The organism is Sphingobium tyrosinilyticum (assembly GCF_042654265.1).
In the GTDB taxonomy this organism is placed as follows: Bacteria; Pseudomonadota; Alphaproteobacteria; order Sphingomonadales; family Sphingomonadaceae; genus Sphingobium; species Sphingobium tyrosinilyticum.
This window is the reverse complement of the sequence record NZ_JBHSFZ010000007.1, coordinates 1-12,461: the sequence shown is the minus strand read 5'-3', so window position 1 is coordinate 12,461 and position 12,461 is coordinate 1. Positions and strand designations below refer to the sequence as shown.

13 protein-coding genes and 2 pseudogenes are annotated in these 12,461 nt (G+C 58.7%); 11 read left to right on the top strand and 4 right to left on the bottom strand.

Annotated features, from left to right (window positions below; all coding sequences use genetic code 11):
- The first annotated feature begins 168 nt into the window (after positions 1-168).
- The 3 genes and pseudogenes from ACFO3E_RS05835 to ACFO3E_RS05825 all read left to right on the top strand — a co-directional run bounded on the left by ACFO3E_RS05835 (position 169) and on the right by ACFO3E_RS05825 (position 2,233).
- Positions 169-1,168 (top strand): annotated as a pseudogene (locus ACFO3E_RS05835) (IS30 family transposase).
- Positions 1,102-1,608, top strand: a complete 507-nt coding sequence (locus tag ACFO3E_RS05830; protein WP_380803119.1) for a DUF411 domain-containing protein — start codon at positions 1,102-1,104, stop codon at positions 1,606-1,608. Before ACFO3E_RS05835 ends, ACFO3E_RS05830 begins: the two are co-directional and overlap by 67 nt.
- Positions 1,609-1,789: 181 nt before the next feature.
- Complete coding sequence (locus tag ACFO3E_RS05825; protein WP_380803117.1) at positions 1,790-2,233, top strand: Lrp/AsnC ligand binding domain-containing protein; 444 nt, start codon at positions 1,790-1,792, stop codon at positions 2,231-2,233.
- 87 nt (positions 2,234-2,320) lie between these two features.
- On the opposite strand, the gene ACFO3E_RS05820 is transcribed toward ACFO3E_RS05825, so the two are convergent.
- The 3 genes from ACFO3E_RS05820 to ACFO3E_RS05810 are packed head-to-tail and all read right to left on the bottom strand — an operon-like array spanning position 2,321 to position 3,521.
- Positions 2,321-2,542 (bottom strand): hypothetical protein, encoded by a 222-nt coding sequence (locus tag ACFO3E_RS05820; RefSeq protein WP_380803115.1) that lies wholly within the window; start codon positions 2,540-2,542, stop codon positions 2,321-2,323.
- 38 nt (positions 2,543-2,580) lie between these two features.
- Complete coding sequence (locus ACFO3E_RS05815) at positions 2,581-3,168, bottom strand: zeta toxin family protein (RefSeq protein ID WP_380803113.1); 588 nt, start codon at positions 3,166-3,168, stop codon at positions 2,581-2,583.
- Positions 3,165-3,521, bottom strand: coding sequence for a ParD-like family protein (locus tag ACFO3E_RS05810; protein ID WP_380803110.1), 357 nt, complete (start codon positions 3,519-3,521; stop codon positions 3,165-3,167). The genes ACFO3E_RS05815 and ACFO3E_RS05810 overlap by 4 nt, the downstream gene beginning before the upstream one ends.
- 489 nt (positions 3,522-4,010) lie before the next feature.
- Between ACFO3E_RS05810 and ACFO3E_RS05805 the strand changes: the two genes are divergently transcribed.
- From ACFO3E_RS05805 to ACFO3E_RS05780, 6 genes and pseudogenes are all read left to right on the top strand, one after another.
- Complete coding sequence (locus tag ACFO3E_RS05805; RefSeq protein WP_380803107.1) at positions 4,011-4,682, top strand: alpha/beta hydrolase family protein; 672 nt, start codon at positions 4,011-4,013, stop codon at positions 4,680-4,682.
- A gap of 107 nt (positions 4,683-4,789) precedes the next feature.
- A complete protein-coding gene (locus tag ACFO3E_RS05800) occupies positions 4,790-5,947 on the top strand; it encodes a DUF2520 domain-containing protein (RefSeq protein WP_380803106.1) in 1,158 nt (385 codons plus the stop codon).
- A 550-nt stretch (positions 5,948-6,497) separates the two neighbouring features.
- Positions 6,498-6,916, top strand: a pseudogene (locus tag ACFO3E_RS05795) (secondary thiamine-phosphate synthase enzyme YjbQ).
- A gap of 28 nt (positions 6,917-6,944) precedes the next feature.
- Positions 6,945-7,241, top strand: a complete 297-nt coding sequence (locus tag ACFO3E_RS05790) for a GNAT family N-acetyltransferase (protein ID WP_380803104.1) — start codon at positions 6,945-6,947, stop codon at positions 7,239-7,241.
- 257 nt (positions 7,242-7,498) lie between these two features.
- Positions 7,499-8,110 carry a PAS domain-containing protein gene (locus ACFO3E_RS05785; protein WP_380803101.1) on the top strand — a complete coding sequence of 204 codons (612 nt, stop codon included), beginning with the start codon at positions 7,499-7,501 and terminating at the stop codon, positions 8,108-8,110.
- 117 nt (positions 8,111-8,227) lie between these two features.
- Complete coding sequence (locus ACFO3E_RS05780; RefSeq protein ID WP_380803099.1) at positions 8,228-10,162, top strand: hybrid sensor histidine kinase/response regulator; 1,935 nt, start codon at positions 8,228-8,230, stop codon at positions 10,160-10,162.
- 708 nt (positions 10,163-10,870) lie between these two features.
- On the opposite strand, the gene ACFO3E_RS05775 is transcribed toward ACFO3E_RS05780, so the two are convergent.
- Positions 10,871-11,443 carry a DUF4142 domain-containing protein gene (locus ACFO3E_RS05775; RefSeq protein WP_380803097.1) on the bottom strand — a complete coding sequence of 191 codons (573 nt, stop codon included), beginning with the start codon at positions 11,441-11,443 and terminating at the stop codon, positions 10,871-10,873.
- 116 nt (positions 11,444-11,559) lie between these two features.
- On the opposite strand from ACFO3E_RS05775, the gene ACFO3E_RS05770 reads away from it, so the two are divergent.
- A complete protein-coding gene (locus ACFO3E_RS05770; RefSeq protein WP_380803095.1) occupies positions 11,560-11,979 on the top strand; it encodes a DUF3597 domain-containing protein in 420 nt (139 codons plus the stop codon).
- Between the two features lie 80 nt (positions 11,980-12,059).
- Positions 12,060-12,401 (top strand): SLC13 family permease, encoded by a 342-nt coding sequence (locus ACFO3E_RS05765; RefSeq protein WP_380803093.1) that lies wholly within the window; start codon positions 12,060-12,062, stop codon positions 12,399-12,401.
- Positions 12,402-12,461 lie beyond the last annotated feature (60 nt).

The window sequence follows — 12,461 nt, the reverse complement described above, 5'->3', positions numbered from 1 at the left end:
GAGGGCTTCACGCAGCCCCTGCTGTCATCAATGGTGTCTTTTCTATCGGGGACAGATAGTGTCTTCTCTATCCGGCAGGAACAACGAGTGTAAGCGGGTGAATTCTAGATCGAAGTGCGAAATCCTAGGTTTTATAGGGGTTTGATCCCCTTTCCAGGAAGGCACGCGATGAACGGCTATCAGCATCTGGGTTTGGACGAGCGGCGACAGATTTATCGGTTGGTGGCGACGGGTCGGTCCGTGCGGGAGGTTGCAGCGACCCTGCGCCGGCATCCATCGACGATTTATCGCGAGCTCAAGCGCAACCGGCACCTGGATGAGCATCCGCTGTTTCGCGGCTATTTCCCGACGGTCGCGCAAACGATGGCCAGTGGGCGCCGTGTGCGTGGCGGCAAGATTGCGCGGAAACCCGAGCTTGCCACCTATATCGCCGATCGCTTGTCGGCGGCCTGGTCGCCCGAGCAGATTGCGGGCTATCTTCGGCGCCATCGCGGTCTTCGTGAGACGGTCTGTCACGAAACCATCTATCAGTTCGTTTACGGGCCTGACGGTCGCAGCCGGGGATTATGGCGTTATCTGCCGGTTGCCCGTCGTTCTCGCCGACAGCGCTACGCCCGCAAGCCGCGTGGTCTGCATATACCCGTGGCGAACACCATTGGCGCACGCCCTGGGGAGGTCGCCGATCGCCGCAGCTTCGGCCATTGGGAAGGCGATCTGCTGATCTTCAAGATGGAATACGGCAAAGCCAATCTGGCCTCGCTGATCGAGCGCCGCAGCCGGTTCACGATCCTTGCCCGCAATCCGAGCCGGCATTCCGCCGGGGTGATGGCGGGCATCCAGCATCATTTGCGCGGCATGCCCCCTTCCCTGCGACAGAGTATCACCTTCGATCGAGGCACGGAATTTGCCGCCTTTGCGACCTTGCAGGAGAAACTCGCCATGACGAGCTATTTCTGTCTGCCATCTGCCCCCTGGCAGAAAGGGAGCGTGGAAAACAGCAACGGGCGCATACGGCGCTTCCTGCCGTCAGACACGGACATCACGCTCCTGTCGGACAAGGAGATCCAGGGGGTGGCCGATCGCCTCAATCGGACACCGCAAATGTCTGGGCTTCCGCACCCCGCAGGAGGTTCTCGGAGAGCAGATCGCCCTCCTCAAGGCCGGATAGATTTTGTCAGACGTCATCTGGTTGCAGCCGTATTGATGCTGCTTTCCACGGCTGCCAGCGCCGCCACGCCCATCATCGTGCATCGTGATCCTGGCTGCGGGTGCTGTGAGAAATGGGCAAAGCAGGTGCAAGCCCAACTTGGCCGCCGCGTCACGATAATCGATGATCAAGCAAGAGCCGCTCTCCAGCGCGCTCACGGCGTCCCTGTCACTCTTTCATCCTGCCACACGGTGCTCGTCGACGGGATCGTGTTTGAAGGTCACGTCCCGATTGCTGACATGCGCCGTGTTCTTACCCAGCGACCCAAGGGCATCAGCGGCTTAGCTGTTGCGGGCATGCCGCTCGGTTCACCAGGCATGGAAGTGCCAGGCCAGGCAAAACAATCCTATGTCGTGGCTGCATTTGGCGCGAGTGGGACGCGAATCTACGCTCGACACTGAACTTGGAAATCCTATTTACTCCGCACCGAATGCAGCAGCTACAACCTCGCCAAGCGCGATTACACCAACATAGACACACATCTGCAGCTAGCATAAGCCGAGCCCCGCGATTCTGCCACATCCCGAACGGTCCAGCTGATTGAACTAGAGGCGGAACCATGTCCCAGCCCCCTAGCCCGGCATGCAGATCACTTCGTCTTGCAAGAAAATTCGTCCGGCAACAGATCAAACGGCTTCAGAAAGACGGATTGATCCAGCTCACCGTTGTGACGGATTTTCGCGTGGTAGACTCTCCCAATCTTTGATGATGTGCGTCGATGCCGAACCCTCCTGTGTGAGAACCTTAGCCGAACAGTTGAGGCGAATTTCCGAGATCAATTGCGTCGTGTTGCTAGTGGGTCGCTTTAACCTACTGGCGACGAGTCTTTTCACCAATATCGAGCAGCTTGACCATCTCGTGAAAACTCAGACCCGCAATCTGCCAGGCGTGCAGCGGGTCGAAACGGCGGTATCAGTCCACAACCCGAAATATGAGGGGGCGTCGCCAGGATCATGCCAAAGCCTGAGCCGGCCGCAGATCTGGCTCCCGGAGGCGCTCCGCTTGCAAATAGCAAGTCCAACTTGAAAGCGCCAAGAGTCTGTCTAGCTCAGAGGCTTAAGCATTCGTGCCGCTCAAAATGGGGCTTGTCACCGAAGAACGCCTGCCTGTGTTTCACAGGGCGGTGCGATGGCCGCTTGTAAACGCATCCTGCGAGTAGCCGCCGCCGCGCCACATCCTGGCCCACAATCTTGGAAGATTGTATGGCCTGCTGATACCTCCGTAGCCGGGGATGATCGTATCTCGCTGTCGATCAGGTAAGAGGTCGATGATCTTGGGCCGCTCCAGCTCGACCACGATGCTGCCGTAGCTGTGCACGACCCTAAAGGGACGCATTGGCGGCGCCTTTAGCCCGCCATCATGCGCGCCTGACCCTAGATCTGAAGGTCTGTTTTATAAACCACCCTGATCCAGCCAGGCAGGAGCGGGACCGCGAAAATCAATCGCCCGTTCGCGAATGTCAGGCAATGGCTCGGCGGCCGGTTGAGGCTCGAATTGTCAAAGATCATGCCGCGATGCGCTTTGAGAACCGCGGTCCGGATGAAAGATGTACCGCGCACATAACGGGCACGGATCTTGTCCTCGGGGACGGCATGTCCGCCCTCCTCTACCCGTGCGCCGACACGCGCGACAGAAAGATCTGGAGTATCGACGCCGACATGCATCACGATGACGGTGAAACCTCTGGTAACCGCTTCGTCAATGAGTTCGAGCTTGGAGGGATGCGAGAAAACGGTCTCGGTGACGAAATCCCGACTCTGAGCGAGACAGTCGGCCCTGCGCGAAGCAGCGATTTCGGCCGCTTCGTAAGATGCAGCTGGGGACGGATCGCGCAGTTCGTTGCGCTGGATGATGTCTGCGTTGACAAAGGGGCCAGCGAAGCTCGGCGCGATGCGGGTCTCGTAGAGTGTGGACTTGCCGGCACCGTTCGGCCCGGCAAGCACGATCATCGTCGGCTTCATGCCTTATGGGTGGCCTTCTCACGCACGAGATTGCCAGCCGCATCGAGACCAACGCCCAACCCAAGCTGTCGCCGCCGCGCAAAGAAAGCATCCTCGTCAGACCCGGACTGCCCCATTTTCTCGACAAAGCCGTCGAGCCAGACGTCCTTCTCTTCGTCGGTGAGGACCGTTGTCTCAATGGCACCGCGGAGCGCAGCGGTGATGCGGGCATGATCGAAATTGCCGGACTTCTCGATAGCGCGGCCGATGCGCACCCAATGGGCGATCTGGCCGGCGATCGAGCGGCTCTGCAACTCGGATTCGCGACGCACGATCTTCATGATATCATCACTAAGCTTGATGGACTGGGCCATGGATCACCTCCGGCTCTCGAGGTAGCATTTTGCTACCTTCGTTTCAATCGTCCGTTATGCTGCGTTCCGGTTCGCTCGAGGTCGCAGTTTTCAGGGATGCCCCCGCCGGACACAGGCTGTCGATGATGAATGACCCGACGGTAGCGGTGATTTTAAAATACGGTTGTGCCAACCTCTGGCGAACGCCCATTGGGGTCGGGCCTGAGAGGCCGGACTAATCGCGAGCCTATCTTGATTTCGTGCGCATGCCCCACTCTTCACCTACCGAGCCCGTCACTCCATCTTCGCTAACCAATTCGATGAGCCATAGTCGGCCATCACGGCAGCGTCGCCAACTCACGGCATCGCTGGCACCCGCTAGCCCCCTTCGTTTTCCACTTAGCGATCCCCGGTTTATGGCAGTACTAACGATGCTCACGCGGAATTCCGCTGGGCCACCGGAGACATGCGGAATTCGGCTGGGCCACCGGAGACATAAGGCCAGACCTGATGGAAGCTCTTCATGTCCATATTCCTGTCGGGGAGGCTTCTGTCTCCGGTCTGATCCTGCGGCCGCGAAACGCGAGAGCGCTTTTCTTGTTCGCGCACGGTGCGGGCACGAACATGGTCCACAAAAGCATGGAGTCGAACGCTGAGGGTCTCGCCGCGCGCGGCATCGCGACCTTGCGCTATCAATTTCTCTACGCCGAGAATGGCTCGAGGCGACCCGACAGGCCCGCGCTCGCGCATGCTGTCGTGCGCGCTGCAGCCGCGCAGACGGCGCTGTTGGCACCGGACCTGCCGCTCTTTGCCGGTGGTCGCTCTTTCGGTGGCCGCATGACCTCCCAGACGCAGGCTGAGACACCTTTACCCGGTGTACGGGGCCTGGCGTTTCTCGGTTTCCCGCTCCATCCCGCAGGCAAGCCAGCGACTGACCGCGCAACACATCTCGCCAGAATTCAGCTTCCCCTGCTCTTCATTAGTGGCTCGCGCGACACGCTAGCGAGTTTGGATCTGCTCAAGCCAGTCGTCACCGACCTCCATGGACGCGCGACGCTCCGAGTCATCGACTACGCCGATCATAGCTTCAAGGTCAGCGCAAAAAGCGGCCGCACTGACTGCGAGGCAGAAGCCGAAGCGCTTGACGCGCTGGCGGGCTGGATCGGCCTCAACCTGGGATAGAGCGCATTAGGTGGATCATCGGTCGATTCTCCCGTCCCCAAAGCAGCGGCAGTAGATCGCGATCATCTTACAAGACGGCGGCCACCAGCATTTGCTATCACACGGGAATGAACATCATGCCTGGCGTCACACCCTATGGAGGGATTGGGATCATCGGCTCCGGCCGGGTCGCATCTGCCCTTGGACTTGCGCTTGCCGATCTCTCCGCAGCGCCCCAACTCGGCGACGTGTCGGTGGATATCGTCGAAGAATATCGGCCGCTTTCCTATGCTGCCCTCTGCCACGGCGCCAATCACCTCGTTACGCTGATTGCCGGTTCTTGCGAGGCGCTAGCTGCCGCCGGCGTCAATGATTCCGCCTCGCTGCTCGCGCCGCTGGCCCGCGCCGCCCTGGAGAACAGTCTTGCCAAGGGCATGGCCGGTTTGTCAGGCCCTTTGTTGCGCGGCGATGAAGAGTCGATCGCCGGGCATATCGCCGCCTTGCGCAAGGGCTACCCCCCTCCCCTGCCGCCCTATCAAGCGATGGGCCTTGCCACGCTTGACGCGCTGCAACGCTTTTATGGAAAGAAAGACCCCTCTCCCTGGCAAGCCATGCTGGAAAAACGACCAATGACAACACTGCTGCTCGCGGGCGCGACCGGACTAGTAGGTACTAAGGCGCTCGCCTTGTCGCTGGCTGACAAGCGCGTGACAAAGGTCGTCGCACCCACACGCCGACCGCTTGCTCCTCATCCCAAGCTTATTAATCCGATCGTAGAGGCAAACAGTCTTCCACTCGCCGCCGATTGGTGGGCCGTCGATGGCGGTCTTTGCGCGATCGGAACGACCAGGGCGAAGACGCCATCGGCTGCGGCGTACCGCGCGATTGACTTCGATTATCCTCTTGCCATCGCCAGGCGCCTACGGGAGGGAGGCGCGACCCGCTTCGCCCTGACCTCATCCATGGGCGCGAACGCAAGGTCGCCCTTCCGTTATTCACGGATCAAGGGCGAGTTGGAGGACGCCGTTGCCGGCCTCGGCTTTCCATCGCTCACAATCGTCCGGCCCGGTTTCATCGGCGGAGAACGGAACGAACATCGGCCGGTGGAGCATGGTCTGGGCAGCTTTCTACGCATCGCCAACCCCTTTTTGCCGTCCATCGCGCGGATCAGCCCTGCAAGGACGATAGCTTCTATTCTCGTCGATGCGGCAATCGGCAGCACAATAGGCAGCCACTGCGTCACCGCGGCGGACATCGCGCATTTGGCGCCGATCCGGAATTCATAAAAACATGTCTCTGGGTGGAGGCGGAATCGAATATAGGGTATTTAGGTGGTCTACCCGAGTTCAATAGAACCTGATAAATGCGCTGTAAGTGAAGTCCAACGCCGCAATTCCGACATCCTTCTGTCAGTTCCGTCGAGGAATCCAAGTCGTTCGGCCCCGTCAACTCGGTCGAGCGGCTGCGCGTGTGATGCGTTGCGGTTCATCCCGCACGGAGAGGCAGGCGGGTTGACCTGTGCCACCGCCTTGTCTTCCAGAAGGCGCATGGCGCGTCCTATCTCACCTTTGCCCTCTTTCGGCGCGCTGCCGTCGGTCTGCATGCCGGATGGAAGAGTAGGCCCGACTATCTCGGGCTACATTGCTCGCGGCCCGGAGCGCGCTTTGCAAGCCTCGCCGGCGATGAGTTGGAGCTTGCATTCGCGAGCTTCGACAACGAATCTGACATAGTGCCGCATTATGAAAAGTGGACAATACGACGGCTTTCGTGGCCCACGCCCATTGCGGTCCCGCCGTTTGCGCACGATCGAAACGTGAATTTCCGTGGAAAGGCGCTATCCCGCAGACGACGACGATCCTGAGGATCAACACGCCTGGGCAGGGGCTCCACGAGGTGACGCAGCCAATCCTGCGCTGGGTACAGGAGAACGGGATTGTTGTGGGTACACTTACGGTCTTCTGCCAGCACACCTCTGCTTCGCTGCTCATACAGGGAAACCGCGGCGCCCGCGGCCAGCACGGATCGCGAGGCCTATTTCGCGCGAATCGCGCCCGAAGACCGGTATCGCTTTGAGCATAACGATGAGGGACCTGACGACATGCCCGCCCATCTGCGCGCGGCACTGACGCACATGCATCTTTCCATTCCGGTAATCGATGGCGCTCTTACCCTTGGAACATGGCAAGGTATCTACCTGTTCAAATCGACGAGCGGCTCACGCCCGACGGCTTGTGCTTCACCTGATGGGCGAGTGAGTGGCGGATCGAACCGGGAGACAAGATTGTGGCCGACATAAGCAATGTTCGAAATAATGCGGCGAAAGGACGTTATGAGCTGACGATCGACGGACAACTAGCGATCGCGGCCTATGAGCAGCGCGAGGGCGCCCTAGTCTTCACCCATACCGAAGTGCCCGAGGCGCTGGAAGGCCAGGGCGTGGGCAGTCGCCTCGTCAGAGCTGCACTGGCCGACGCGCGCGAGCGCGGCCTGAAAGTCGTACCGCTCTGCCATTTTGTTGAAGCCTATATCGAACGTCATCCAGAAGAGCACGACCTGTTGGCGCTGGACGCTCCGGGATGAGCAAGGGACGCCAAGGCACGGCTAATATATGGGCAGCGGGATCATGCAGGATTGCGCTTTCCCGAGCTATTCACACCATATGGGCCACAGCGAAACGAGATAATATAAGTGGCTATCGCTAGCGCCGAAACATTCAGCTCGATTGAGGGCCTGAAGCTACTTACGTCCATCGCATGCGATAAATTTGTCGCTGTGCGGACGTTGAACATCATACATTATTCTTGATATGGGGTAGGCCCCGTAGACGGCCGAAGAGGATGAGTTTGGCAAAGCGCCTGAACGAAAGAACGGAGCTCATCCGCTCTATCCGACTGTCGCCAATCCCGTCGATCATCACCGACGCTAAGGGCGTTGATAACCCCATTATAGCCGCCAACGGGCGGTTCGAGCAGTTGACCGGATATACAGAAGAGGAACTCATCGGCCGCAATTGCCGCATTTTAGCGGGGCCAGAAACGGATCGTGCTGGCTCGGCGCTCCTGAGCCGGGCGATCGCGGCGGCTACGCCAGAGGTGGTGGAATTGATCAACTACCGCAAGGACGGCAGCAGGTTCATCAACGCAGTGATGATCGCGCCGCTGTTCGATGACTACGGAGAGATCGCCTACTTCGTGGGAAGCCAAATGGAGGTTGATCGCCAGCATGCAGGATTAGCCCAGACCTCGGCAGCGGAGCGGATCGGCGCGCTCACCCCGCAACAAAAGGCTGTGCTGCAACTGATGGCACGGGGGCTGCGAAATCGGCACATCGGCAAGGAGCTTGGCCTAACAGAGAAGACCATCAAGATGCATCGCAGTGCCCTTATGAAGCGGCTTGGCGTGAGTACGGCCGGCGAGGCCATGCGGATCGCCATCGAAGCAGGCTTCTAGGGCAAAGCATTGCTGGCGTGTTCCAGAAAAGCGATTTCCTGTTGCGCCCGGCGCTTGGGGGAGTATGGACTTTAGTCCATGATATCAGGCCGGGGGGCTTAGCACGGGATCAATCTATTGCGTCCATTCGAAGTCAAGAAGCAGCCCCCTGCAGAGACATTCCAAAAGCTCGTCGACGCCGTAACCGATTATGCCATCTATATGCTCAATCCCGAAGGCCGGGTGGTGACCTGGAACAGCGGGGCGGAGCGTTTCAAAGGCTATACCGCCGACGAGATTGTCGGCGAGCATTTCTCCCGCTTTTTCTCCCAGGAAGACTGTGATCTGCGCCTTCCCCAACGCGCGCTGGAAACGGCGGCCAGAGAGGGCCGATTTGAGGCGGAAGGCTGGCGGATCAGGAAGGATGGCACTCGCTTTTTGGCGCATGCGATATTGGATGCCATTCGAGAGGAAGACGGAGCACTCGTAGGCTTCGCCAAGATTACCCGCGACATCACCGAGAAACGGCAGCTGGAAAAGGCGACGTACGAAAGCGCCTTGCAGCTGCGGCTGCTTGTGCAAGGCGTACGCGACTATGCGATTTATATGCTCGACCCGCAGGGCAGGATCACAAGCTGGAACTCGGGCGCGGCGGCCATCAAAGGTTATGAGGAGCAAGAAGTCCTCGGGCGGCATTTCTCGCTTTTCTACACAGAGGAAGAACGGGGTCGGGGCACCCCGGAGATGGCATTGGCTGCTTCCCTGCGGGATGGCAAGTTTGAAGCCGAGGCGCAGCGGGTCCGCAAGGACGGGTCGCTATTTTGGGCACATGTTCTCATCGATCCGATCTACAACGAAGCCGGCGAACATGTCGGCTTCGCAAAGATCACCCGCGACATAAGTGAAAAAAGGCAGGCCGAACACGACCTTCGACAAACCCAAGAAGCGCTGCTCCAATCACAAAAGTTGCAGGCTCTGGGTGAACTCGCCGGAGGCATTGCTCATGATTTCAACAACTTGATGACCGTCCTGAGCGGTTCGGCAGACCTGATGTTGAGGCAGCCCGACATGCCGGTTGAGAAGCGTAGCCGATATTTGTCAGTCATGTTGGAGACCGCCGAGCGAGCGACGAGCCTGACGTCTCAGCTATTGGCCTTCGCGCGCCGCCAGCCGTTGGAACCGGAGGTCCTCGATCTCAGCGTCCGCCTGGACGCCATGGGCGAGATGCTGCAGCGCACGCTAGGAAGCCGCTATGAAGTGGAGCTCGATCTCGCTCCCGCCTTGTGGAACGTAGAGATAGATCCGACCGGGCTGGAAGCCGCCCTACTTAATGCGGTTCTAAATGCACGCGATGCGATGCAGAACGGAGGGCGGATTACGATCTCGACAGCGAATGCGCCTAGGCCGGAGGGCGATGGAGTCATACTGGCAATCGCCGATACAGGCGAAGGTATCCCTCCTGAAACTCTCAAGCGCGTTTTTGAACCCTTCTACACCACCAAGGCAGTAGGCAAGGGCACAGGCTTGGGCCTCTCACAAATTCATGGCTATGCCGTTCAATCCGGCGGAACAGCCCGCATTGTCTCCGAGGTCGGGAAAGGCGCGCGGGTGGAACTTTGGCTTCCCCGCACCCGCAAAGAACGACAAACGGATAGCGCCGTACCGGAAGAAATTACCCGGTTTCCTGGCTTGAAGGTGCTCGTCGTCGAAGATAGCGAGCATGTCCGTTATTTCGCGCGGCAACTGCTGGGCGAACTGGGCTGTGGTGTGATCGAAGCGTCAAACGGAAATGAAGCGCTTGAACAGCTGAAAGCGCATGATGTTGATCTGGTCTTCTCGGACATCGTCATGCCGGGCATGAGCGGGCTCGATCTAGCTAAAAAGATCCGGGAAACCTATACCGACATTCCTGTGCTTCTCGCCAGCGGCTACAGCAGTAAACAGTTCATTCCGCAGAATGAGCGAGAATTTCCTATTCTTCGCAAGCCCTATAAGTTGGAGACACTCACAGCTGGGATCGGCCAGCTCACCAACCTCTCGGTTGGATTGGAAGAAGGAAGTATTAACGGTTAATGCACCGCCTAGTAGTGGTTACAACCCTTATCGGCTGTTGAATTACCAAATTTAACCCTCTCAGGAGCGGACTGCCCGTTCAATGTCAACCTATCACCACTTCGTTGAACTCAGCAATTCTAATCACGTCATCAAAGGCAGTCCATCTTCAATTTCCTCTAACCTTAGTCATCAATCATCGAGGACGTTGCGGTCCGTGTTGACCTTCTTCTAGAATATGTTCGGTGGCTTAACCCTCCGCGCCCATCTGGACCGCAATTATGGCTCGGGCTTCTATGTCAATGCCAGCGACCCGGCCTATGTCGGCCCAGGCAGCGCCTCGAATGTGTATCAACCGATCGGCGAAAAGGCGTTCTTGTAGCCGCGGGGGTCGAATGTCCCGCTCATGTCGCTCCTGCAATGACCCATTCGGGTCCTCTGCGAGCATCCTACGCTTATCAGGAGCGGACCGACGGCATCTTCTGGCTGGCCGTTTGATGAACGAGCACCCATAAAGGCATGTTGTGGGGCAACCTGCGCGCGGGACGGAAACACTTTGCTGCGCAAAGGCAGCGATGCCGCCTACCGGCAGCATGGTTCGACGAGATGCCGGACCTAAGTAAGGTCGTGCCCTCACCCTAAACGATTGTCAATGATAGAGCCAACCACGCGTCCTGCTGCTTAGTATGTCGGCAAGGGAGCAATAGGCAACGGCGCCGCTTGTTCAGCTTAGATTTCAAGACCGTTCGCCATGTTGAGATGCCCAGTCACGATCGGTACGAATGCGGTTGCAAAGGCCTTGAGAGACGGAACGTCACCATTACTAGAATAGGCCTTGAGCTCTTCGAGTGTCGCTTGATGGGCTTCTCGTTGGGTGGCGATATAAGCGGCGTCAAACTCAGCACCTTTTTTGAGCTTAAGCCCATCCAATACCTGTTGTTGGTTGGCGCTCAATACAACTTTGGGGGCGATGGATGGCGCGCCCTGGCCAGCGGCCTCCATTAGTTTCGTCGTAGAATCCATGTGCGCCTTGATCATGGATTGTGCGAATCGCTTTACCGCGGTCGACGCAGCGTTCGTCTTGGCCAGCTTCGAACTTTCAATCTCAAGCATGTCGCTCGCGGCGGCGGCATCGGCGAAGGCTTGGCCCGCGCTCGGCTGTGCTGGCGTTTGCTCGATAGCACTCAGACCGTTGGTCGCGCCAGCCGAGGATTGGTTGGCGGTAGGTTCAGGCTGCCTACCGCAGCTCGCCAAGGCCGCTGCGGCCAGTACAACTGCCAAAAGAGTGGGCTTCCGGTTCATCTATCACCTTCCTGTACGCCTGTTCGCGCTCAACCCACCGCGAGCCTGCTCGTTCCGCCGGACCCTTCACGCTCGCCCCTCGTTTCTTGGCAGTGAAATGACAGGAGAAGCAGATCATGAGCGTCTTCGGTAAGATTATGGACAAGATTTTTCACCGTGGCGGGAAGCCGCAGAGTAAGACCGCGCCCACACCTCCTCCAAACACTGCCAGCGCGGCAGCGGCGCGGCCTTCATCGCCCACTCCAGCGACCACGGCGCCACAAGTGGCAGTAACGGCCCAAGTTGACGTTGGTGCAGTCCTCACCTCCATGGCTGACCTGAAGGGCGGAGGCGGCAATTATCAAAGCTCGATCGTCGATCTTCTGAAGCTGCTCGACCTCGACCCCAGCCTTGCCGCTCGCAAGGAGCTTGCGGAAGAACTCGGTGTCCGAGCCGGCGCAGATGGAAGCGCCGAGCAGAATATCGCCCTTCACAAAGCTGTCATGTCCAAGCTCGCAGAGAATGGTGGGATCGTTCCCCACAGCCTGCGAGACTGACCCAAATTCCGCAGCCTGCCCGCTGAGTTGACCATCCCTCGGAGTAATGGCCCCATGAGCTTCGGCGTCGCTCTCGCCTCATGAGCCTTTCTCAATGGCTTTCCATCGCCACTCTCGCGGGCATGATGAGCCTCTTCATCTGGGGCCGATACCGTTATGACGTGACCGCGGTTATTTCTCTGCTCTCGGCCATGCTTGTGGGAATCGTTAAGCCAGAGGATGCCTTTTCCGGATTTTCCGACGACATCGTGATCATCGTCGGTTCAGCCCTCGTCATGTCGGCTGCCGTCCAGCGCTCTGGCGTAGTGGAAACCGTGCTTGGGTTCATGTCGGCTCGGGTTCAGCGTGTCCGCTCGCAACTGCTCGTCCTCACCGCATCAGTCGTAAGCGCAAAAACCTCCCCACATTTTCGTAAGCGCTGATCTGGCTATGTTTTGCCCCTCGTCTGAGGGGTATCGTAGTGGCTGATGATGTAAGAACAT

Coding starts and splice junctions, on each gene's coding strand:
- ACFO3E_RS05785 (WP_380803101.1), top strand. CDS start 7,499: ATGAGTTTGGCAAAGCGCCTGAACGAAAGAACGGAGCTCATCCGCTCT.
- ACFO3E_RS05805 (WP_380803107.1), top strand. CDS start 4,011: ATGGAAGCTCTTCATGTCCATATTCCTGTCGGGGAGGCTTCTGTCTCC.
- ACFO3E_RS05825 (WP_380803117.1), top strand. CDS start 1,790: ATGCAGATCACTTCGTCTTGCAAGAAAATTCGTCCGGCAACAGATCAA.
- ACFO3E_RS05820 (WP_380803115.1), bottom strand. CDS start 2,542: ATGCGTCCCTTTAGGGTCGTGCACAGCTACGGCAGCATCGTGGTCGAG.
- ACFO3E_RS05770 (WP_380803095.1), top strand. CDS start 11,560: ATGAGCGTCTTCGGTAAGATTATGGACAAGATTTTTCACCGTGGCGGG.
- ACFO3E_RS05800 (WP_380803106.1), top strand. CDS start 4,790: ATGAACATCATGCCTGGCGTCACACCCTATGGAGGGATTGGGATCATC.
- ACFO3E_RS05775 (WP_380803097.1), bottom strand. CDS start 11,443: ATGAACCGGAAGCCCACTCTTTTGGCAGTTGTACTGGCCGCAGCGGCC.
- ACFO3E_RS05830 (WP_380803119.1), top strand. CDS start 1,102: ATGTCTGGGCTTCCGCACCCCGCAGGAGGTTCTCGGAGAGCAGATCGC.
- ACFO3E_RS05815 (WP_380803113.1), bottom strand. CDS start 3,168: ATGAAGCCGACGATGATCGTGCTTGCCGGGCCGAACGGTGCCGGCAAG.
- ACFO3E_RS05810 (WP_380803110.1), bottom strand. CDS start 3,521: ATGGCCCAGTCCATCAAGCTTAGTGATGATATCATGAAGATCGTGCGT.
- ACFO3E_RS05765 (WP_380803093.1), top strand. CDS start 12,060: ATGAGCCTTTCTCAATGGCTTTCCATCGCCACTCTCGCGGGCATGATG.